Origin of the sequence: Rhizomicrobium sp. (assembly GCA_037200385.1) — a bacterium.
Classification (GTDB): domain Bacteria; phylum Pseudomonadota; class Alphaproteobacteria; order Micropepsales; family Micropepsaceae; genus Rhizomicrobium.
This window is the reverse complement of record JBBCGL010000001.1, coordinates 3253584-3273150: the sequence shown is the minus strand read 5'-3', so window position 1 is coordinate 3273150 and position 19567 is coordinate 3253584. Positions and strand designations below refer to the sequence as shown.

The following is a 19567-nucleotide window of genomic DNA, read 5'->3' as shown; positions in this document are numbered from 1 at the left end:
GGCGCTGCGGGCCGCCTATTGCAGCATCCGCGCGACGATCCGCCCGGCCGGCGTCGGCATCAGCAGGCCCATGCCGCCCGTTATCAGGCCGAGCGCGATCAGGCGCTCGCGGCTCGCTTTCGGCACGGTCGCGACGGGGATCACGCTGCGCGTGATGACGTCGCGCAGGGCCTTCATCTCGCCGTCGCTCAGCTCGTCGGCCCGCGGAATCCGGTCCATCACGCCACCGGCGCAAAGCGCGAGACGAAGGTGGTGTGGGTGACGGTCACCACCATGCCCTGCGGCGAACTCTCCGTTTCGACCTTGGCATTGAGCTGGTTGGCCAGCGCGCTCACCAGGCTGGTGCCGAGCCCGCCCTTGGCCGGCGTGGCGCCGTCGCGCCGCCCGACGCCATTGTCGCCGACGGTGAGCTTCCAGTCGGCGCCGCTCACCTCATACCGGACCGTCACCGCCGCATCGGCCGGCTGGCTGGGAAAGGCATATTTCAGCGCATTGATGACGAGCTCGGTCACGATCAGACCGAGGCTGACAGCGTCCGCCGACGCAAACTGGCCCGCATCGGCAAGGACCGTCAGCGTCGCCGCCTGGTCCTCGCCGATCATGGACTCGGCCAGCGAGGCGCAAAGCTTGGTCAGATAAGGCTTGATCTCGATCATCTCGTCGCGGCCGGTGCTGTGCAGGTGGCGCTGGACCGCCGCGACCGAGATCACGCGGCGATGCGCGTCCTGCAGATGCTGGCGCGTCTCTTCCGAATTCACCGCCCGGGCCTTCAGCATCAGGATGCTCGCGATGATCTGCAGGCTGTTGACGATGCGGTGCTGCATCTCCTCCAGCAGCATCTCCTTGTGCAGCACCAGCTCGTCGGCCTGGAGCTTCAGCTGCTCCTTCTCGATTTCGACCGCGCGGCGCTCGGTGATGTCCTCGATGTTCAGGATGACGGCCGGCCGCGCATTCGGCTTGTGCGCCACGGTGCGGGCGTGCATCTGCAGGACGCGGTGACCGATGCGCGGGAAGTCGTGCGCGATCTCGATGGGCGCGCCGATGTCCTGCCGGCGCCCGACGGCGTCGTGCAGGCCGCGCAGGGCCAGGATGTCCCAGGCGCCGCCGTCCAGCGCGAACAATTGCCGGTCGGTCACGTCGCTTGGGTCGAGCTGGAACGCGGTGCGAAACGAGGCGCTTGCAAACAGGATCCGGAAATCCTCGTCCAGTACGAGCACCGGCTCCCGCACCGTGTCCACGATGATCTGCGCGAGCGCACGCGCGTCTTCGACCTGCTCGAAGAGCTTTTGCAACGTCTGTCTTTCCGAAATCGCCGCGACCCTAGGCTCTTGTGCGGGCGATAGCAAAGCGCGGCGGATCGAAAGCCGGTTCTGCGAGTTCCCTCTGCGAGCCGGCGCTTCGGGCGCTCGCCCTAACCTGCGCTATTTCCCTTCGGAACCTCGCGCGGGCATCTCTCAAGGAAAAGACAATGTTGAACAAGATGAGCCTGTTGCTCGCCGCCGCTGCTGTCGCGCTGAGCGCCGGTGCGGCCAGTGCCGCCCGCGTCGATTTCGGCAGCGACAACAGCCACCGCCACAGCGGCCATGGCAGTGCCCTGTCGATCGACATCGGCACGGTCGCCTTCGGCTACAATGACGGCTATTGGGATACCGGGCATCACTGGCACAACTGGGCGAACCAGAACGACTACCAGAACTATCGCAGCCACGGCGCCAATTTCCACGGCTGGAAGCACACCCGCGACCATGACAAGGGCTGGCGGACCCGCTAGACCACGTCGCCCGCAACGGCGACGGAAATCCGGCGCGTCGAACGGCGCGCCGGAACATTCCCATGAGCATCACCTATACGATCCGATACCGCCGGCCCGAGGCGCCCTGGAGCGTCGTGGTCATGGTCGTGCCCAACGGGGCCGACATGGCCTTGGCGCAGGTCCAGCGGCTCCGCGCGCTCGGCTATGCCGTGTTCGACGTGACGCCGGCGCTGCCCGACCCCGCGCATGACGGCCTCGCCGCCCGGGTGCCGGACGCCGCCTGACCGCTCACGCGTAATCGGCCTCCGCCGTCGCATCGCTGGGCGGGGTGCGCAGCACGGCATTGAACACCCAGCTCAGGGCCACGCTCACCGCGATGTTGAGCACGAGCGACGACAGCGCCGCATAGCACGGGAAGGTGTAGCCGAAGAGCGTCAGCGGATAGATCTGCGTCTTCAGCGCAAGCTGGCTCGCCATCCAGACGCCGCTGCCGATCCCGGCGCCCCAGCCCGCCAGCAGCGCCCAAGGATTGAGCCGGTTGGTATAGAGGCCGAACAGCACGCTCGGCAGGGTCTGGATGATGATGATCCCGCCCAGCAGCTGCAGGCTGATCGCATAGGATGTCGGCAGCTCGATCACGAAGAACAGCGCCCCCAGCTTGACCACCAGCGAGACGATCTTGGCGACCTGCGCCTCGCGCGCCGGATCGCAATTGGGCTCGATATATTCGCGGTAGATGTTGCGGGTGAAGAGATTGGCGCAGGCGATCGACATGATCGCGGCCGGCACCAGCGCGCCGATCGCGATCGCCGCGAAGGCGACGCCGGCGAACCAGCTCGGGAACATGTGCAGGAGCAGCGCCGCGACGGCGAAATTGTTGCCGAAGGCTTTGAAGCCCGCGGCATATTCCGGCATCGCCTTCACCCCGGCCGCCACCGCCATCGTGCCGAGCAGCGCGATCAGCCCCAGCGCGAAGGAATAGGCCGGCAGCACGACGGCGTTGCGCCGCACGACATGCCGGCTCGAAGAGCTGAGCAATCCCGTCACCGCGTGCGGATAGAGGAACAGCGCCAGGGTCGAGCCGAGCGCCAAGGTCGCATAGCCCGCCTGCGGCCCCAGGCTGGTGGCCGTCGCCGGACCCAGGATCAGGGTCTTGGGATCGGCCGCGGCGAAGATCTTGCCGAAGCCGCCGAGCTCCGCCGGGATGATGATGATCGCGGCGATCACCGTCACATAGAGCAGGAAGTCCTTCACCACCGCGATCAGCGCCGGCGCCCGCAAGCCGCTCGAATAGGTGTAGAGCGCCAGCACGACGAAGGCGATCACCAGCGGGAAGTCGTGGACCGTGCCCAGCAGCGGCATCGCGACATCCATCTTGATCCCCAGCGCCGCGATCACGACCTCCATGCCGACGAGCTGCAGCGCGATATAGGGCATGGTCGCGACGATGCCGGTGACCGCGACCGCCAGCGCCAGCGTGCCGTTGCCGAAGCGCCCGCGCACGAAATCCGCCGCCGTGACGTAGCCCTTGGCGCGCGCCACCGCCCACAGCCGCGGGAAGACCGCGAAGAGCAGGGGATAGACGAGGATCGTATAGGGCACCGCGAAGAACCCGGTGGCGCCCGCGCCGAACAGCACCGCCGGCACGGCGATGAAGGTATAGGCGGTGTAGAGATCGCCGCCCAAGAGGAACCAGGTGACAACGGTGCCGAAGCGCCGCCCGCCCAGGCCCCACTCGGCGAGCTGGTTGAGATCGCCGCGGCGCCAGCGCGCCGCGAAGAAGCCGATGATCGTCACGAACGCGAAGAGGACGACGAAGACGACGATGGCGGTGACGTTCTGCTTCACTGGCCCCGCTCCTCCGACAGATAGATCGGGATCAGCACCGCGGCGCCGAGCAGGATCCAGAGCATCTGGTACCAGTAGAAGAAGGGAATGCCGGCCAGCATCGGCTCGATGCGGTTGTAGGACGGCACCCACAGGATCGCCGCATAGGGGACGAGCAGCAGCAGATGGAGCGGGCGAAACCCCCTGCGCTTCGGTTTGTCTGCCATGCGTCCCCCCGGTTCTTTGCCCAGATGCTTAAGGCAGGAAGGCGCGCCCGCCAAGGTGGCGCCTCCTTCGCATCTGCGTCATGAGGTGCTCCGGCGGCGGCGCTATGCGGCCGCGTCGCTCGGGGGACGCGGCATGCGGAGTCGCACGAGACCGAGCCGCGCGCTATGGGCTGCCGAGGATGACGAAGCCGTCCTTCTCGAAGATCGCACGCGCTTCGGGCCCGGACAGGAAGGCGAGGAAGGCCTGCGCTTCCGGCTTGCCGTCCTTGACCAGCGTGGCGGGATAGACGATCGGCGCGTGCGTCCCGTCCGGGAAGGTCGCGACGATGTGCACCTTTTTCTCGGCCAGCGCATCGGTCGTGTAGACGATGCCGAGCGGCGCCTCGCCTCGCGCGACATAGGCGAGGGCGGCACGCACATTCTCGCCCGGCGCGAGCTGGCCCGAAACGCTGTCCCACACGCCGAGCTGGGTCAGTGCCGCCTTGGCATATTTGCCGGCCGGCACCGAAGCCGGATCGGCCACCGCCAGCTTGCCGCCCTTGAGCGCGCCCAGCAGATCGAAATGCGGCGCGATGACGATGGCGACGGCCTGGTCCGCCGGCGCGACCAGCACGAGATGATTGCCCAGCAGGGTCTTGCGCGTGCCCGGCGCGATCAGGCCCTTCTTGTCGAGATAATCCATCCAGTCGGTGTCGGCCGACAGGAAGGCGTCGGCGCCGCCCGAGGCCTCGATCTGCTTGGCCAGCACGGACGACGCGGCGAAGGAGAACACGACGTCGTTGCCGGTCTTCGCCTTATAGGCCTTGCCGACATCGCCCAGCGCATCGGTCAGCGATGCCGCCGCGAACACCGTGATCCCGGCCTGCGCCGCGACCGGCGCGAGAACCAGCAATGCGGCCGCGAAGCCCGCGCGCAAAAACCGTCCGAATGTCATGGAAATTCCCCGGCTGAAATCGCCCATCGTGATATCGCAAGGGGTATCACGAGTCGAGATCGCCAAGGGTTTGCGCCGGGTTCAGGCGCGGCGTCCCGCGAACACCATGCCCAGCCCGGCCAGGATCACGATGATTCCCGCCGCGGTCGGAATCCAGACCGTGTGGTCCTCCTGCGAATTGACCTGGATCGGTCCCGCGCTCAGCACGGGCTTGGTTTCGCTGTAGCTGAAATGCCCGAACAGCAGCGCACCGACACCCAGCACGACGAGCACGACTCCCAATACCGTCAAACCGCGCATGATTCCCCGCATCGTCTCGTGGACCAAGGACGCAACGGACGGCATCTGCGAAGGTTCCCGTCAGCGCGGCTGCACGATCCGCCGATAGGACAGCGCTTCGGCGATATGCGGCCGGCCCACGCGCTCCAGGCCCGCAAGGTCGGCAATGGTGCGGGCCACGCGCAGCACGCGATGATAGCCCCGCGCCGTCAGCCGCATGACATCCGCCGCCTCGGCGAGGAGCCGCGCCCCTGCCGCGTCGGGCCCCGCGACCTGGTCGAGTAGTTCGCCTTCGGCTTCCGCGTTGGTGCGTATGCCCTTGCCTTCATAGCGTGCGCGCTGGATGTCCCGCGCCTTGGCGACGCGTTTCGCGACCTCGGCACTGCCTTCCGCGGGTGGCGGCAGGGCGAGGTCCGCGGCCGAGACGCTCGCGACCTCCACATGCACGTCGATGCGGTCGAACAGCGGACCGGAGATCCGCGACTGGTAGTCCACGGCGCATTTCGGCGCCCGGCCGCAGGCCTGCGCCGGATCGCTCAGATAGCCGCAGCGGCAGGGATTCATCGCGGCGACGAGCTGGAAGCGCGCCGGAAAGCGCACATGCGCATTGGCGCGCGCCACCACCGCCTCACCGGTCTCGATCGGCTGGCGCAGCGAATCGAGCACGCCGCGCTGGAATTCGGGAAGCTCGTCGAGGAAGAGGACGCCCAGATGCGCGAGGCTCACCTCGCCCGGCTTGACGCGCAGCCCGCCGCCGGTCAGCGCCGCCATCGACGCGGAGTGATGCGGATTGCGGAAGGGCCGCCGCCGCGAGATCGTCCCGTCCGGCAATTCGCCCGCCAGGCTCTGCACCATCGACAATTCGAGCGCTTCGCGCGCGTCGAGCGGCGGCAGAAGGCCCGGCAGGCGCTGCGCCAGCATCGACTTGCCGGCGCCGGGCGGTCCGATCATCAGCAGGTTGTGTCCGCCGGCGGCGACGATCTCGACCGCGCGCTTGGCGGTCTCCTGACCCTTCACGTCGCGCAGGTCCGGGGCGCGGACGTCGTCCTCGGCCAGCCGCGCCGCCGGCCGGTTGAGCACCGCGACGCCCTTCATGTGATTGACCAGCGCGATCACCGACGGCGCGGCGATGATCTCGACATCGCCGGCCCAGGCCGCTTCGGCGCCGCACGCGGCGGGACAGATGAGCCCGCGGCTCTGCTCTGCCGCCGCGAGCGCCGCCGGCAGCACGCCGGCCACCGGCGCGACCTGCGCATCGAGCGACAGCTCGCCCAGCGCGACATAGTTCGCGAGCTCGCTGGCCGGCAGCACGCCCAGCGCCGCCAGGAGCCCGAGGGCGATCGGCAGGTCGTAGTGGCTGCCCTCCTTGGGCAGGTCGGCCGGCGCGAGGTTCACCGTGATGCGCTGATAGGGCAGCGCCAGGCCGATCGCGGCCAGCGCCGCACGCACCCGCTCCTTGCTCTCGGCGACCGCCTTGTCGCCGAGCCCGACGATGTTGAAGATCCCGCCGCCGCCTTCGCCGATATGGACCTGGACGTCGACCTCGCGAGCCTCGATGCCCTGGAACGCAACGGTATAGACATGCGCAAGCGTCATCGCGGCGGGTCCCTCGCATGGGATCGGATCAGGTCGAGTGGAAGGACGCAACGCAGGTTGCAACGCAGCGTTGCGTCCGCAGCATAAAGGCGCCGCCGCCCGCCGATCAATGCGCCGCGACGATCCCCCAGAGATAATCGTGCTGCCTGTAGCCATGCAGCTTGGAAGGGATGATCCCACCCGTCGGACGCCCGGGCAGCGCCGCATAGTTCGGCGTGCCGTGGCGGTCGAACGCGGCATAGGCGTGGCAGGTGATGCAGGACGTGTCGGGCACGGCGACGCCCTTGTTCATCCGCTCGATCACCGAGTTGGCGAGGATGGTCGGCCGACCGCCCGGCGTGACGAACGTCACCTGCGTCCCCTTGAGGCAGTAATTGCTCCAGATCGCATCGATCCGGTGCGCCGCCAGCAGTGCCGCAAGGGCCGGCGTCTTCGCGCAGGGGCCGTAGTCCGTGTTGGGCATTGCGCGCGACGGCACATCGGCGGCGATCGCGCCGAAATCGTCATGGCAGCCGATGATGTCGCAACGCCCCGGATTGCTGCGATGCTCGAAGGTCGACCACACCCAATAGGGTTGCTGCTTGCTCTGCACCGACATCCCGGCGAGCGCGTATTCGCCGCTGCGTCCGTTCATCGTCGCGATGTTGGTGTAATAGGCGCGGCGGACGTCGTCGGCGGTCTTGTAGGCTTGCGGCAGCCAGCGAAGGATGTCGCCGACCAGCACCCAATCGGCCTTCACCACGATGGCGTCCCCGGGGAAGTCGATGCCCATCCCGTCCGCATAAGCCTTCTGCAGGCCCGCCGTGGTGTAGAGCCCGTTGCGGACGATGTAGTCGTAGACCGGCCGGTTGTGCTGCACCTCCTCGCCGATGCAGGCGCCGGGCGGGAAATTCCCCGCCTTGCCGTCCTTCGGCAGGCAATCCGCGGCCGGCGCCGCATGCACCGCGATGTCTTCCGCTTGCGCCGCGAGACTGCGCCGCAGCGTCCGCAATCCGGCATGGGCCGGCCAGTGCGGCGTCGCGGTGTAGATATCGTCGTCCGCCGCCCAGGTCTCGAAGGCGACGGCCTTGGCACGCGGCGTGCTCGCCGGCGCCGTCATCTGGAGGAAGACGTCCCATGCCATCCGGTCGGGCGTCGGTGCCGGCGCACCGCTGGAAGAGGACGACAACGCAAACGCAACGCCAAGCAACGCAAACCATTTGAATCTGGTCATTGCAGCCTCGTTACATGGAAAGAGCGTACCCCGCAGCGGCTCCGGCGATCGCCATGCGCGCCAGCCAGCCGAGACTATGGGCGAAGGTGATCTTTGCATCCAGCTTGATGAAAAAGCCGTTGACCGCGAGGACCACCAGCGGTCCGGCGATCCAGGCCAGCACCGCGATTGCAAGTCCCGCCGCGATTCCGCGGGCGTTCGCCGCCGCGCAGAGCGCCACCACGCCGCCGCTCGTCACATAGCCCAGGACGCTCGACCAGAGGATCGCCCGGCGCTCGGTGCCGTCGCGGATGCCGGAGCGCCAGACTTCGGGAAAACGGTCATAGGCGTCGTGGAACAGCAGCCCCATGAACAGCCAATCGGTGAACACGCCCACCGTCCCCGCGCCGAATGCGGCCGCCGCCAATGTCCAGGTCATCCGGCCTCCCCGCTGCTCATGGCGACAGCACATAGCCGGCGGCAAGGCCTGCCAGTTCCAGTCGCGCCAGGCTCCCCAAGCCATAGGCGAATGCGATGCCGCTATCGAGCCGGGCGAACAGGCCGTTGAGTATGAGAATCAGGCAAGGCACGACGAGCCAGACCAGCACGCCGATCTGAAGCCCCATCGCGATGTCGCGCACGTCGCTGAGGGCGCACGCCACGATGACGACGCCGGCCATGGCATGGACGAGCAGGGTCCATTCGATGAACAGCGCCGACGCTGCCCGGGGATCGGGATCCGGATGGACGCGCAGGCTCTGCTGCGGTCCGGCGCCCAAGGCCGGCATGACGAGCAAGTCCAAGATCACGCCTGCCGCCACGGCGACAAGCCATGCGACCACCAGAGCCCCTTCCATCGGTTTCTCCCTGCACCGCGCCAAATTAGCGGGGAATCGCGTCGAAGGCGATGGTGGTGCGGGCCGTCGGCGCGCGGAACGGCACCGTGCCGTGCCACATATAGGAAGGAAAAAGCACGAGCCGTCCCGGCACGGGCTTCACGGTCCGCCGCACCGGGTCGTTCAGCGACGTGTTGAAAGTCGGTTCGCCGAATTTGATCCAGCCCTGCTGCGCCTGCGGATCCTCGGCGGCGGCCGGCACCTCCACATAATAGCAGGAGCTGATCCAGCCCTTGGGATGGACGTGGTTGGTGTGGAAGCCCTCGTCGTGCAGGCGCGACGACCACGAGCCGGCGAAGCGAAATCCCTCCGCACGGCGCGAGGTCAGCGGGTGTGCCCCGCCGTCGTCCATCTGCGCGATATAGCGTGTCGTCGCCGCCTCTATGCGCTCGCGCAAGGCGAGGATCAGCGGATTGTCGCCGTCGAACAGCGGCTCGATGGTCTGCGTGCCGCGCCGCAACGTCTGGTCGATATGCTCGCGCCGGTCGCGATGCAGCGTGTCGAGATGCCGGTTCAACGCCGTGTTGAACGCGGCCATGTCCGCGAAGCCGTCCGGCGGCGCGAGATCGAAGACCTGCACATGCCGCTCGTAATCGGCCAGCCACGCCGCGCGCGGATCGCGATTCACCCGCAGCGCCAGTTCATGCGCGCCCAGCGCCGCCTGGTCGAAAGGCGCGCGCGCCACAGCCTGCTCGGTCAGGGCGAGAGCCCGCCGGTCCTCTCCCACCCGCAACATCAGGCAGGCGAGATTGGTCGTGGTCGGCACATCGTCCGGCCGCAGCGCCAGTGATGTCTCGTACGCGACGATCGCGTCGTCCAGCCGTCCCAGTCCCGCCAGCGCCAAGCCTTTGCCGTTATGCGCCTCGGGATTGCCCGCATCGCGCCCCACGGTCCGCTCGAAGCAATCGAGCGCCTCTTCGAAGCGCCCGACGCGGATCAGCAGGCCGCCCTTGTGCGGCAGCAGCGCCGCCGCATGCGGCGGCGATGCGGCGAAGGATTCGAGGAAGGCGGCGTCGTCGCCCATGCGGTAGAGCAGCGCGTTCAGCTCGTGATGCACCGCGACGTTCGCCGGATCGCGCACCAGATAGCGGCGATAGCCCGCCACGGCTTCGCCGTCGCGTCCCAGATGCAGCAAGGTGTTGGCACGGTTGTATTCGGCGAGCGGCAGGTCGGGCATCCGCGCGATCGCCGCGTCGAACGCCGCGAGCGCCTCCGCATGGCGTTTCTGCATCTTGAGCGCGACGCCCAGATTGTGTTCCAGCGCCGCGCGCATTCCGGCGGGCGCGTCGCGCTTCAAGGCGTCGCGCAGGACGGCCTCGCCTTCCGCCGGCCGCTCCGTCTCGCTCAGCAGCGAGCCGAGGCTGAGCGCCGCGGTCAGGTCGCCCGGGGCGCGTGCCAGCGCGGCGCGCAGGTTCTTCTCGGCGAACACCGTATCGCCCGCTTCGTTCTGCGCCTGGCCCAGCACGACCAGCGCATCGACATTGTCCGGATGGGCGCGCACCACGGCACGGAGCAGCGCGATGCCCTCCGCCGCCCGGCCGGTCATCGCCAGCAGCTTGCCGAGATTGATCTGCACATGCGGCTGCTTCGGCTTGGCCGCCAGCGATCGGCGATAGAGTGCCTCGGCCTCGCCGAGCCGTCCCTGGTTGGCGCGGACCAGGCCCAGCAGCTGCAGCCCGTCCGGCTCGCCCGGCCGCTGGCGCAGCACCTGCGTCAACACCGTCTCGGCGAAGGCCCATTGACCCTGGTTCATCAGGGCGATGGCCTGCGCGATGGGCGCGGCGATCTGGCTGTCCGGCGGTCCGCTCATGCTGCCCCGTTCGTGCAAACGGCCTGGGCCGGCGCACCCTTGCGCCGCCTGCCGCCGCAACCTACGCTTTACCTTCCGCTATTTCCTAAACGAGAGATCTCATGGCTCGCCAGCGTTTTGAAGGTACCGACACTTATGTCGCGACGGACGATCTGAAGATCGCCGTCAACGCCGCCATCACGCTGGAGCGTCCGCTCCTGATCAAGGGCGAGCCGGGCACCGGCAAGACGGAACTCGCCTTTCAGGTCGCCGACGCGATGAAGGCGCCGCTGATCACCTGGCACGTCAAGTCGACCACCAAGGCGATCCAGGGCCTCTACGAGTACGATGCGGTGACGCGCCTGCGCGACAGCCAGCTCGGCGATGCGCGCGTCAAGGACGTCAAGAACTATATCCGCAAGGGCAAGCTGTGGGAGGCCTTCGAGACCCAGGCCGCCCGCCCCGTCCTGCTGATCGACGAGATCGACAAGGCCGACATCGAATTCCCCAACGACCTGCTGCTCGAGCTCGACCGCATGGAGTTCTTCGTCTACGAGACCGGCGAGACGATCAAGGCCGCGGTGCGCCCGATCATCCTCATCACCTCGAACAACGAGAAGGAGCTGCCGGACGCCTTCCTGCGCCGCTGCTTCTTCCACTACATCAAGTTCCCCGAGCGCGAGACGATGCAGAAGATCATCGACGTGCACTATCCGGGCATCAAGCAGAAGCTGGTGAGCGAGGCGCTCAACGTCTTCTACCAGATCCGCGACGTGCCCGGCCTCAAGAAGAAGCCGTCGACCAGCGAGCTGCTCGACTGGCTGAAGCTGCTGCTGAACGAAGACATCCCGCCGGAAGCGCTGAAGGAAAAGGATCCGACCAAGCTGATCCCGCCGCTGCACGGCGCGCTGCTCAAGAACGAGCAGGACGTGCACCTGTTCGAGCGCCTGGCCTTCCTGGCGCGGCGCGAAAGCCGGAACTAAAGCTGGAGCGATTTCCGTTCGGCCGGGGATGACAACCGGAGCTTGGCGTCGCTTCATCCAGGGTGGGAAGGAAAGGTCGCGCGGCCGCCATTCCATCGGGGACCGCCATCTTTTCCGCTGCTGTGCCGACATCTGATAGGATCGGCCGCGACCAACGCCGGAAACGCTGCATGATGCCGACCTCGCTCCGCCTCGCCCTGGCCGTGCTGGCTTTCGCGGCCGCGCCAGCCCTCGCCCAGACCACCGATATCGACACCTTCAAGGACGCGGGCGACGAGGCCAAGCTGCACACCGCCTCGGGCTTCGTCTGCCCGCAATATATCGGGCGGTTCGAGCGCGACGCCTATGGCGAGCGCGATCCCTCGATCGGCTCGGATTTCTGCGCCTATTCGGCGCGCGACGGCGTCTATGGCACCATCACCCTGACGCCGCTCAAGGGCGCCTATGATCCCAAGACGGCGCTGGCGCAGGAATTCACCGAGCAGGAAGGCACCGGCAGCAAGCTGATCGGCGAAGGCGCCCTCAAGCTCGGCGGCGGCAAGGCCCCGCTGCCCATCTACACCCGCACCTACGAGACCGGCGCGCTGGAATCCGGCCACTACCGCATCCTGTTCTCCAGCGGCACGATCGGAAGCTGGGCGCTGGAGGCCACGGTCGAGTTCGCCACCCCGCGCGACGACGACGCCCAGCGCGCCTTCCTCGACGCCGTCTATGCCGAAGCCCTGGCACATGTCGCCAAGGCGCCCCCTGCTGTGTCCGCTCCTCCGCCGACGCCCGCGAAATAGCGGTTTTGCGCCCACTTGGCCCCTTGCCGCGGCGCGCGCTACACTTGCCCAACCGCTATCGCCTGCCCGGAAGGTTCCCATGTTCTTCCAGTTCTTCGACGAGCTCCGCGCCGCCAAGATCCCCGTCACGCTGAAGGAATATCTCGCGCTGATGGATGCCTTGGACAAGGGCGTCATCGACATGAAGATCGACGATTTCTACTACCTGTCGCGCACCGCGCTGGTGAAGGACGAGCGCAATCTCGACAAGTTCGACCGCGTCTTCGGCCATGTTTTCAAGGGGCTCGAAGGGCTCGACGGCTCGCTCATCGCGCAGATCCCGGAAGAGTGGCTGAAAGCCCTGACCGAGAAATTCCTCACCGAGGAGGAGAAGAAGGCGATCGAGGCGGCCGGCGGCTGGGACAAGCTGATGGCGCAGCTCAAGGAACGCCTCGAGGAACAGAAGAAGCGCCACGAGAAGGGCAACAAGGCGATCGGCACCGGCGGCACGTCGCCTTATGGCAACGGCGGCTACAATCCCGAAGGCGTGCGCATCGGCCAGGACAAGTCGCGCCACGGCAAGGCGGTGAAGGTCTGGGACAAGCGCGAATACAAGAACCTCGACGACTCCGTCGAACTCGGCACCCGCAACATCAAGGTGGCGCTACGCCGGTTGCGCAAATGGGCCCGCCAGGGCGCCGAGACCGAGCTCGACATGCCCGGCACGATCGCCGACACCGCCAACAAGGGCTATCTCGATCTGCGCCTGGTGCCCGAGCGCCACAACACGGTGAAGGTGCTGCTGTTCTTCGACATCGGCGGCTCGATGGACGCGCACATCAAGCTCTGCGAGGAGCTGTTCAGCGCCGCCAAGACCGAATTCAAGCACATGGATTTCTACTACTTCCACAACTGCCTCTATGAGGACGTCTGGAAGGACAATCGCCGCCGCCACAACGAGAAGATCCCGACCTGGGACGTGCTCCACAAATATCCGAAGGACTACAAGGTCATCTTCGTCGGCGACGCGACGATGAGCCCTTATGAGGTCACCTATCCCGGCGGCAGCGTCGAGCACTGGAACGAGGAGCCGGGCGCGGTCTGGCTCGACCGCGTGACCACTCTGTTCGAGCATGCGGTGTGGCTGAACCCGGTGGCGGAGAAGCACTGGGAGTACACTCCGTCGATCGCCTTGATGCAGCAGCTCTTGGGCGGCCGCATGTATCCCCTGACCCTGGGCGGCCTCGACAACGCGATGCGGGAATTGAACCGGTAGGCATGAGCGCGCGGGCCGACGCCACGACAGTCCGCGCTGCGAGCTGGGCCGATGCCGGGCCGCTCGCCGCGACGCTGGGGCGCGCCTTCCACGACGATCCGGTGGCCATCCATCTGCTGCCCGATCCGGCGACGCGGGCCGGGGCGCTGCCGCGGATGTTCCGGCTGCTCTTCAAGCTCGGCCTGCCTTACGGCGCCTGTTTCGTGACCGAGGGCTATGAGGCGGTGGCGCTGTGGCGGCCGCCGGATCTGTGGCGCGTGCCGTTCTGGCAATACATCGTCAACGCACCCGAGCTGCTGCGCACCTTCGGCGGCGGCGTGTTCAACGTGATGGCCACGATGGACCGGATCGAAAAGGCCCACCCGCACAAGCCGAACTGGTATCTGCAGACCATCGGCACCGATCCGGACAAACAGGGCAAGGGCTTCGGCAGCCGCATCATGCGCCGGCAGCTCGCCGTCGCCGACGCCGCGCGCATGCCGTGCTATCTCGAATCCAGCAAGGACACGAACCTGCCGATCTATCGCAGCTTCGGCTTCGAAGTGACCGGCGAGATCAAGATCCCCGGCGGCCCGACCCTCTGGCCGATGTGGCGCGAACCGCGGGCATGAGGCCATGAAGACGATCGCCGCGCTGCTGCTGGCGTTTCTGTTTGCCGCCCCCGCCTGTGCGGACGGCATCGTCCTCGGCGGCCATGTCCAGCATCCCGCCAGCTTCACCATGGCCCAGCTGCGCGCCATGCCGGCCATCGACGTGACGGTCGACCAGAAGACCGAGAAGGGCGCCTTCACCGGCACCTTCCACGGCGTGCTGCTGTGGACCCTCGTCAACGCTGCGGGGCTCGAGAACGGGCCGAACCGCCACGCCATCCTGCGCCATGCGATCCTGGTGTCCGCGGCCGCCGATCAATACGCCACCATCGTCAGCCTGGGCGAGATCCATCCCGAGCTCGGCAATGGCCAGGTCATCCTCGCCACCGAGCAGGACGGCCAGAAGCTGGCGCAGCCGCGCCTGATCGTGCCCGGCGATCTGAAGGCGGCGCGCGAGGTGCGCGACGTCACCGATATCGAGGTGCAGTAGGCCCGTCCGTCCGACGCGGCCCGTATTGCGCGGACCCGGCAATCCTGTTCCCCTGTCGCGCAGAACACCTACGGGGAAGCGCCATGACCATCCAGGTCCATCATCTCAACAATTCGCGCTCGCAGCGCATCCTCTGGCTCCTGGAGGAGCTGGGGACGCCCTACGAGATCGTGAAATACCAGCGCATGTCGCCCGTGCCCTTCGCGCCGCCGGAGCTCAAGGCGGTGCATCCGCTCGGCAAATCGCCGGTGATCACCGATGGCGGCAAGACGATCGCGGAATCCGGCGCCATCGTCGAATATCTGATCGATACTTATGGCAAGGGCCGCTTCAAGCCGAAGCCCGGCACCGACGATTACTGGCGCTACATCGAATGGATGCATTACGCGGAGGGCTCCGCGATGCTGCCGCTGCTGATGGCGCTCTATACCGGCATGCTGGGCGACGCCGCCGCGCTGCTGAAGCCGCGGGTCGACAGCGAGATCGCCAACAACCTCGCCTATCTGGAAGCGGGCATCAAAGGCCGCGATTTCCTCGTCGGCAACGACCTGACCGGCGCCGACGTGCAGATGCTGTTCGTGCTCGAAGCCGCCGGCGCGCGGCTCGAGCCCTATGCCGAGCTCGTCGAATACCGCGCCCGCCTGCAGGACCGTCCGGCCTATCGGCGCGGCATCGAGAAGGGCGGCGAATACGCCCTGATGAGCCGCTAGCGATGCGCGGCGTCGCGCCGTTGGCCGTGGCAGGACTTTGCCTGCTCGCCACCGGTGCGGCCGCCCAGACGGCCGGGCGCTATACCGCGCCGGGCGGCGTCTTCTCCATCGCGATGGCGGCGCCGCCCGACCGCGCCTTCACCATCGAGAAAGAGCAGTCCGACGCCGCGCATGTCTTCGTCGTGTTCAAATTCGCGCCCGGCACGCCCGCGCATGGCGCCTCTGGCGAGCGCAGCATCGTATGGAGCGCGACGACCGATCTCGTTCCCGATCCCGACACCGCGGCGACGGGGCTGGTGAACGCCTATCTCTCGGACCGTTTCCCGCAGGGCGGTTTTTCGGTCGACGTGCGGCTCTCGGCGCGCACTGCCTCGGGCCGGCTCTATCGCATCTTCCAAGCCCATGGCCGCTACCGCGACCTTCCCTCGGCCTGGCAGGGCTTCGTGCTGTTCTTCCCCGGCAAGGGGATCGCGCTGATCGGCGAGGTTCACACCCTGAACGGCGAAGGCCTCCGCGCCACGCTGGGCCTCGGCGATGCGGAAACCGCGGCCTGGGCGACCAGTTTCGAGCCTGCACCATGATCGACCACGTCTCCGTCGCGGTCGCGGACCTGGCGCGCAGCGCTGCGTTCTACGAGGCGGTCCTCGCGCCGCTCGGCCTCACCAGGCTCGTGACGCGTGCAGCGACGGTCGGCTTCGGCAAGGCCTATCCCGAATTCTGGATCAATCTGCGCGCCGGGCTGGCACCGGTCCCCGCCACGACCGGCGTGCATATCTGCCTGCGTACCCGCAGCGAAGACGCGGTGCGCGCCTTCCATGCCGCGGCGTTGGCACAGGGCGGTGCCGATGCCGGCGCGCCCGGGCCGCGCCAGGCGGCGATGACGACCTATTACGGCGCCTTCGTCTTCGATCCCGACGGCAACAAGCTCGAAGCAGTCGCGTTTCCGACGTAGCGCGAGTCGCGCGCGGTTCGTGCCGCAATGTCATCCCGGCCGAGCGCAGCGAGAGCCGGGACCCATTGCGCAAGTGTCGCGATGGGTCCCGGCTCTGCGCGATGCTCACGCATCGCTTGGCCGGGATGACATCCGTGCTTGATTGGGTCGCGCGCCTCTCTAACCCTTCCGGCTGGCGACATAGCGGTCCGCCATGGGGTCCACCATCGCCAGCGGCACCGCACCGCCGATCAGCATCGCGTCGTGGAAGCTGCGGATGTCGAACTTGCCGCCCAGCGCGTCCTGCGCCTTCTTGCGCGCCGCCAGCAGGGTGAGCTTGCCCAGCATGTAGCCGCAGGCCTGGCCCGGCTCCACGCAATAGCGCTCGGTCTCCGAGACCGCCGACGCCTCCTGGTCGCCCAGCGTGTCGACCATGAACGTGATCGCCTGCTCGCGGCTCCATTTCATCGCATGCAGGCCGCTGTCGACGACCAGCCGCACCGCACGGAACATCGCGTCGTGCAGGAAGCCGATGCGGCCGAAGGGATCGTCGTCATACATCCCCATCTCGTCGGCCAGCTGCTCGGCATAGAGCGCCCAGCCTTCGATAAAGGACGAGAAATACGAGACCCGCCGGATCAGCGGCATCTTCGCCTCGCGCTGGATCGACAACTGCAGATGATGGCCGGGAATGCTCTCATGATAGGTCAGGGTCGGCAGCAGCCAGCGCGGCTGCTCGGCGGTGTCGCGCAGGTTGATCCAGTAGATGCCGGGAATCTTCCCGTCGAGCGACGGCGAATTGTAATAGCCGCCGGCCTGCGACGTCTCGATCTCCTTGGGCACGCGCTTGATCAGGACGTCCGCCTTGGGCAACACGCCGAAATAGCCCGGCAGCTTCGCCCGCACCGTCGCGACCTTCACATTGAGGTCGGCGATCAGCTGTTCCTTGCCCGCGTCGGTATTGGGATAGAGCATCTTCGGATCGTCATAGAGCGCGCGCAGCCGCTGTCCCACCGTGCCGCTCGTCATGCCCTGCGCCCGCATCAGCGCGTCGATCCGGGCGCTGTGGTCCTGGATGATGTCGAGGCCGGTCTGGTGGATCTGCGCCGGACTCATGCTCGAGGTCGTCCACTGCAGCAGGCTGTCGCGGTAATAGGCCTCGCCGTCGGGAAGCTTCCAGACGCCCGCGTCATGCGTCGCCTTGGTGCGCAGCTGCGTCATCAATGCGATCTGACGGTCGAGCGCCGGGTAGACCTTGTCGCGCAGGATCTTCGCCGCCGGCGTCTGCCAGTCGCCGGGAATATTCTTCTCCTTCGTCCGCCGGACCACCGATTGCGTCAGCGGCGCGGCATCGGGCGCGAAGGCGCGCAGCGCCTTCATCTGGATCAGTGTCTTGTCGAGCGCGAAGTCGGGCGGCACGACGCCCAGTGCCACGTCGTGGCGTACGACGTCGGCTTCCTGGTCGAGCCGTGTCGCGAGCACGTCGAGGCGTGCAAGATAGGCATCGGCATCCGCCTTGCTCTCGATCGTATGCTGATTGTCGAGGAAGGACGGCGCGCCATTGTAGAGGCCGCCGAGCTGGCTGATCACATAGGGCGCCCCGGCGCGGCCGCCGCCATAGGCATAGCGCGCATTGGCATCGGCCTGGGTCTGCAGGCCGAACAGCACCACGTCATAGCTGACCTGGTCGTCGCCGCCGACCGAATTGCGGTCGAAGGCCTTGAGCCGCGCCAGCTGGCTGGCCGTCTGCGCCTGCTGGCGCGCGATGCCGGCGAGCGAGGCGTCGTCGACCTCGCTCTTCTGGTGCGCCCGCTTGCCGGTATCGACGCCCAGGGCGGTCGCGAAGGTCGGGGACACGTCAAGATTCTCGTCTATGAACGTGTCGAACAGCGCGTTCAGCGTCGCGCTGGGCGTGGGATCGGCGGCGAAAGCTGGACGCATCAGGGCCACGGCGGCGGCGCTGGCGGCGCCCGATTTGAGGACGGAACGGCGGCTCAGCATGGCATATCCCTCGGGCTTGACCGAAAGCTAGGCAGTGCCCCGGCACTCGACAAGGGAGCAAGCCCCGCGCCGCTTCACGTTCCCGTGCGCGTACCCGGCATGGGCACGAACTAGGCGGCCAAGCGCTGCTTCGCGGCGGCGAGACGTCCTTCCGCTTTGGTCAGCGCGGTCGCGGCCCCCAGGCCGAAGGGCGGCATGTTGCTGTAGATGCACTCGTTGCGGCCGGGCTCGACCAGATAGGTCTCGTGCCAGATGCCGAGCGACGGCTCACCCGCCAGTTCGCGCATATAGCGGCCCCAGGCGGGACTGTGCAGCGCGCCCTTGTCGTTCGAATAGGCCAGCAGCTTGTCGAAGCTCTCCCAATATTGCTGCACCATCAGGTTCGGATAGGAGATCCATTGCCGGTACCACAGAAGCCCCGCCTCGGGCTTCTTCTCCAGCTCCGCCAGCATCGACGGCATGGTGCGCGCGAACCACAGGAATTTGGGGAAGTTGCGCAGCTTGTTGAAGCGCATGCCGATCAGGAAGAGGACGACGGGCTTGTCGAACGCGGCCGTCATGCGGCCCGGAACGACGGTGGTCGGATGTTCCATGTGGCGACTCCCGGGCGCGGTCTCCCAGCGCGACCGGTCACGCCTTGGAGGCACTGCCCCAATAATTGAAGCCCGCAATCTGCGCGGTGCCGGGTAAATACATCGTCTCCATGTCGTCGATAATGAAGCCGCCGTCCCGTATCAGGTCGGGAATCGGCCGGTCGAGGTGACAGCCGCCGCCGATCCGTTTCCACAGGGGCGTAAGCCGGCGCTGCCAGCGCCGCACCGCCGCATCGGGCGCCGCGCCATGCTCGCAGAAGATCATCCGGCCGGCGGGTTTGAGCACCCGGCGCATCTCGCCCAGCGCTTTCGCGACGTCGGGAATGGTGCACAGCGTATAGGTGATCAGGATCGTGTCCGCCGCTTGCGCGTCCAGCGGAATGTGCTCGCCGGGCAGGCCGAGGAATTCGAGCGGAATGGGCGACGCGGCGGCCCGCTCGCCCGCCCGCGCCCGCATCTCCGCCGCCGGCTCCAGGGCCCAGATGCTTTCGACCCTGGCGGGGTCATAGAACGGCAGGTTGTGGCCGGCGCCGAATCCGACTTCGAGCACCCGGCCCTCCGCCCGCGGCACGACCTTGCGCCGCTGGTAGGTGATCGGCTTGGTCGACATCGCGGCATCGAGCAGCCGCGGCAGGATGTGGCGCGCGTAGAAGCCCATGGCGTCACCTATAAGCGAACCGTCGCAGCGGTTCCCTATATTTATTGATCCGGGTTCGAGGGTCTTCGACGGCATGCC

Annotated in this window: 24 protein-coding genes; 10 read left to right on the top strand and 14 right to left on the bottom strand. The window is 67.3% G+C overall.

The genetic code is table 11. The features are described 5' to 3' along the window. Nucleotides 1–15: 15 nt before the first annotated feature. Nucleotides 16–219, bottom strand: a complete 204-nt coding sequence (locus tag WDM91_15535) for a hypothetical protein (protein ID MEI9996007.1) — start codon at nt 217–219, stop codon at nt 16–18. Next, nucleotides 219–1292: a histidine kinase dimerization/phosphoacceptor domain -containing protein gene (locus tag WDM91_15530; protein MEI9996006.1), complete on the bottom strand. Its 1074-nt coding sequence runs from the start codon at nt 1290–1292 to the stop codon at nt 219–221. Before WDM91_15530 ends, WDM91_15535 begins: the two co-directional genes overlap by 1 nt. Before the next feature lie 176 nt (nt 1293–1468). Between WDM91_15530 and WDM91_15525 the strand changes: the two genes are divergently transcribed. Further along, complete coding sequence (locus WDM91_15525) at nt 1469–1771, top strand: hypothetical protein (GenBank protein ID MEI9996005.1); 303 nt, start codon at nt 1469–1471, stop codon at nt 1769–1771. 62 nt (nt 1772–1833) lie between these two features. Beyond that, nucleotides 1834–2037 (top strand): hypothetical protein, encoded by a 204-nt coding sequence (locus WDM91_15520; GenBank protein MEI9996004.1) that lies wholly within the window; start codon nt 1834–1836, stop codon nt 2035–2037. Between the two features lie 4 nt (nt 2038–2041). Here the strand turns inward: WDM91_15520 and WDM91_15515 are convergent, their stop codons facing one another. The 9 genes from WDM91_15515 to WDM91_15475 form a co-directional block, all read right to left on the bottom strand. Continuing rightward, nucleotides 2042–3601 (bottom strand): sodium:solute symporter, encoded by a 1560-nt coding sequence (locus WDM91_15515; GenBank protein MEI9996003.1) that lies wholly within the window; start codon nt 3599–3601, stop codon nt 2042–2044. Further along, on the bottom strand, nt 3598–3807 hold the full coding sequence (locus WDM91_15510) for a DUF3311 domain-containing protein (protein MEI9996002.1): 210 nt from the start codon (nt 3805–3807) through the stop codon (nt 3598–3600). The genes WDM91_15515 and WDM91_15510 overlap by 4 nt, the downstream gene beginning before the upstream one ends. A 163-nt stretch (nt 3808–3970) precedes the next feature. Continuing rightward, nucleotides 3971–4741, bottom strand: coding sequence for a molybdate ABC transporter substrate-binding protein (gene modA, locus WDM91_15505; protein ID MEI9996001.1), 771 nt, complete (start codon nt 4739–4741; stop codon nt 3971–3973). Between the two features lie 81 nt (nt 4742–4822). After that, nucleotides 4823–5041 carry a hypothetical protein gene (locus WDM91_15500; GenBank protein ID MEI9996000.1) on the bottom strand — a complete coding sequence of 73 codons (219 nt, stop codon included), beginning with the start codon at nt 5039–5041 and terminating at the stop codon, nt 4823–4825. 60 nt (nt 5042–5101) lie between these two features. Beyond that, complete coding sequence (locus WDM91_15495) at nt 5102–6616, bottom strand: YifB family Mg chelatase-like AAA ATPase (GenBank protein ID MEI9995999.1); 1515 nt, start codon at nt 6614–6616, stop codon at nt 5102–5104. 106 nt (nt 6617–6722) lie between these two features. Next, a complete protein-coding gene (locus tag WDM91_15490) occupies nt 6723–7829 on the bottom strand; it encodes a hypothetical protein (GenBank protein ID MEI9995998.1) in 1107 nt (368 codons plus the stop codon). 10 nt (nt 7830–7839) lie between these two features. Then, nucleotides 7840–8247 carry a hypothetical protein gene (locus tag WDM91_15485; GenBank protein MEI9995997.1) on the bottom strand — a complete coding sequence of 136 codons (408 nt, stop codon included), beginning with the start codon at nt 8245–8247 and terminating at the stop codon, nt 7840–7842. Between the two features lie 16 nt (nt 8248–8263). Beyond that, a complete protein-coding gene (locus tag WDM91_15480) occupies nt 8264–8650 on the bottom strand; it encodes a hypothetical protein (GenBank protein MEI9995996.1) in 387 nt (128 codons plus the stop codon). 40 nt (nt 8651–8690) lie between these two features. Then, entirely contained in the window at nt 8691–10514 is a 1824-nt protein-coding gene (locus tag WDM91_15475; GenBank protein ID MEI9995995.1) for a tetratricopeptide repeat protein, read from the bottom strand. 101 nt (nt 10515–10615) lie between these two features. Between WDM91_15475 and WDM91_15470 the strand changes: the two genes are divergently transcribed. The 8 genes from WDM91_15470 to WDM91_15435 all read left to right on the top strand — a co-directional run bounded on the left by WDM91_15470 (nt 10616) and on the right by WDM91_15435 (nt 16258). Beyond that, nucleotides 10616–11476: a MoxR family ATPase gene (locus WDM91_15470; GenBank protein MEI9995994.1), complete on the top strand. Its 861-nt coding sequence runs from the start codon at nt 10616–10618 to the stop codon at nt 11474–11476. A 170-nt stretch (nt 11477–11646) separates the two neighbouring features. Further along, nucleotides 11647–12261 carry a hypothetical protein gene (locus WDM91_15465; protein MEI9995993.1) on the top strand — a complete coding sequence of 205 codons (615 nt, stop codon included), beginning with the start codon at nt 11647–11649 and terminating at the stop codon, nt 12259–12261. Between the two features lie 79 nt (nt 12262–12340). Continuing rightward, entirely contained in the window at nt 12341–13516 is a 1176-nt protein-coding gene (locus tag WDM91_15460; GenBank protein MEI9995992.1) for a VWA domain-containing protein, read from the top strand. 2 nt (nt 13517–13518) lie between these two features. Continuing rightward, nucleotides 13519–14127, top strand: coding sequence for a GNAT family N-acetyltransferase (locus WDM91_15455; protein ID MEI9995991.1), 609 nt, complete (start codon nt 13519–13521; stop codon nt 14125–14127). 4 nt (nt 14128–14131) lie between these two features. Then, nucleotides 14132–14596, top strand: a complete 465-nt coding sequence (locus WDM91_15450) for a molybdopterin-dependent oxidoreductase (GenBank protein MEI9995990.1) — start codon at nt 14132–14134, stop codon at nt 14594–14596. 83 nt (nt 14597–14679) lie between these two features. Then, nucleotides 14680–15306: a glutathione S-transferase family protein gene (locus WDM91_15445; protein ID MEI9995989.1), complete on the top strand. Its 627-nt coding sequence runs from the start codon at nt 14680–14682 to the stop codon at nt 15304–15306. 2 nt (nt 15307–15308) lie between these two features. Continuing rightward, complete coding sequence (locus WDM91_15440; protein MEI9995988.1) at nt 15309–15887, top strand: hypothetical protein; 579 nt, start codon at nt 15309–15311, stop codon at nt 15885–15887. Further along, complete coding sequence (locus WDM91_15435; protein MEI9995987.1) at nt 15884–16258, top strand: VOC family protein; 375 nt, start codon at nt 15884–15886, stop codon at nt 16256–16258. Before WDM91_15440 ends, WDM91_15435 begins: the two co-directional genes overlap by 4 nt. A gap of 159 nt (nt 16259–16417) precedes the next feature. Here the strand turns inward: WDM91_15435 and WDM91_15430 are convergent, their stop codons facing one another. From WDM91_15430 to WDM91_15420, 3 genes are all read right to left on the bottom strand, one after another. Next, nucleotides 16418–18238, bottom strand: coding sequence for a DUF885 family protein (locus WDM91_15430; GenBank protein MEI9995986.1), 1821 nt, complete (start codon nt 18236–18238; stop codon nt 16418–16420). Nucleotides 18239–18348: 110 nt separating this feature from the next. After that, a complete protein-coding gene (locus tag WDM91_15425) occupies nt 18349–18831 on the bottom strand; it encodes a DUF4188 domain-containing protein (GenBank protein ID MEI9995985.1) in 483 nt (160 codons plus the stop codon). Nucleotides 18832–18868: 37 nt separating this feature from the next. Then, nucleotides 18869–19489: a class I SAM-dependent methyltransferase gene (locus tag WDM91_15420; protein MEI9995984.1), complete on the bottom strand. Its 621-nt coding sequence runs from the start codon at nt 19487–19489 to the stop codon at nt 18869–18871. Nucleotides 19490–19567 lie beyond the last annotated feature (78 nt).

Bases quoted from the DNA above. Each gene is read 5' to 3' on its own strand.
- WDM91_15535 (MEI9996007.1), bottom strand. From the start codon at position 219: ATGGACCGGATTCCGCGGGCCGACGAGCTGAGCGACGGCGAGATGAAG.
- WDM91_15525 (MEI9996005.1), top strand. From the start codon at position 1,469: ATGTTGAACAAGATGAGCCTGTTGCTCGCCGCCGCTGCTGTCGCGCTG.
- WDM91_15520 (MEI9996004.1), top strand. From the start codon at position 1,834: ATGAGCATCACCTATACGATCCGATACCGCCGGCCCGAGGCGCCCTGG.
- WDM91_15510 (MEI9996002.1), bottom strand. From the start codon at position 3,807: ATGGCAGACAAACCGAAGCGCAGGGGGTTTCGCCCGCTCCATCTGCTG.
- modA (MEI9996001.1), bottom strand. From the start codon at position 4,741: ATGACATTCGGACGGTTTTTGCGCGCGGGCTTCGCGGCCGCATTGCTG.
- WDM91_15500 (MEI9996000.1), bottom strand. From the start codon at position 5,041: ATGCGCGGTTTGACGGTATTGGGAGTCGTGCTCGTCGTGCTGGGTGTC.
- WDM91_15495 (MEI9995999.1), bottom strand. From the start codon at position 6,616: ATGACGCTTGCGCATGTCTATACCGTTGCGTTCCAGGGCATCGAGGCT.
- WDM91_15490 (MEI9995998.1), bottom strand. From the start codon at position 7,829: ATGACCAGATTCAAATGGTTTGCGTTGCTTGGCGTTGCGTTTGCGTTG.
- WDM91_15485 (MEI9995997.1), bottom strand. From the start codon at position 8,247: ATGACCTGGACATTGGCGGCGGCCGCATTCGGCGCGGGGACGGTGGGC.
- WDM91_15475 (MEI9995995.1), bottom strand. From the start codon at position 10,514: ATGAGCGGACCGCCGGACAGCCAGATCGCCGCGCCCATCGCGCAGGCC.
- WDM91_15470 (MEI9995994.1), top strand. From the start codon at position 10,616: ATGGCTCGCCAGCGTTTTGAAGGTACCGACACTTATGTCGCGACGGAC.
- WDM91_15465 (MEI9995993.1), top strand. From the start codon at position 11,647: ATGATGCCGACCTCGCTCCGCCTCGCCCTGGCCGTGCTGGCTTTCGCG.
- WDM91_15460 (MEI9995992.1), top strand. From the start codon at position 12,341: ATGTTCTTCCAGTTCTTCGACGAGCTCCGCGCCGCCAAGATCCCCGTC.
- WDM91_15455 (MEI9995991.1), top strand. From the start codon at position 13,519: ATGAGCGCGCGGGCCGACGCCACGACAGTCCGCGCTGCGAGCTGGGCC.
- WDM91_15450 (MEI9995990.1), top strand. From the start codon at position 14,132: ATGAAGACGATCGCCGCGCTGCTGCTGGCGTTTCTGTTTGCCGCCCCC.
- WDM91_15445 (MEI9995989.1), top strand. From the start codon at position 14,680: ATGACCATCCAGGTCCATCATCTCAACAATTCGCGCTCGCAGCGCATC.
- WDM91_15440 (MEI9995988.1), top strand. From the start codon at position 15,309: ATGCGCGGCGTCGCGCCGTTGGCCGTGGCAGGACTTTGCCTGCTCGCC.
- WDM91_15435 (MEI9995987.1), top strand. From the start codon at position 15,884: ATGATCGACCACGTCTCCGTCGCGGTCGCGGACCTGGCGCGCAGCGCT.
- WDM91_15430 (MEI9995986.1), bottom strand. From the start codon at position 18,238: ATGCTGAGCCGCCGTTCCGTCCTCAAATCGGGCGCCGCCAGCGCCGCC.
- WDM91_15425 (MEI9995985.1), bottom strand. From the start codon at position 18,831: ATGGAACATCCGACCACCGTCGTTCCGGGCCGCATGACGGCCGCGTTC.
- WDM91_15420 (MEI9995984.1), bottom strand. From the start codon at position 19,489: ATGGGCTTCTACGCGCGCCACATCCTGCCGCGGCTGCTCGATGCCGCG.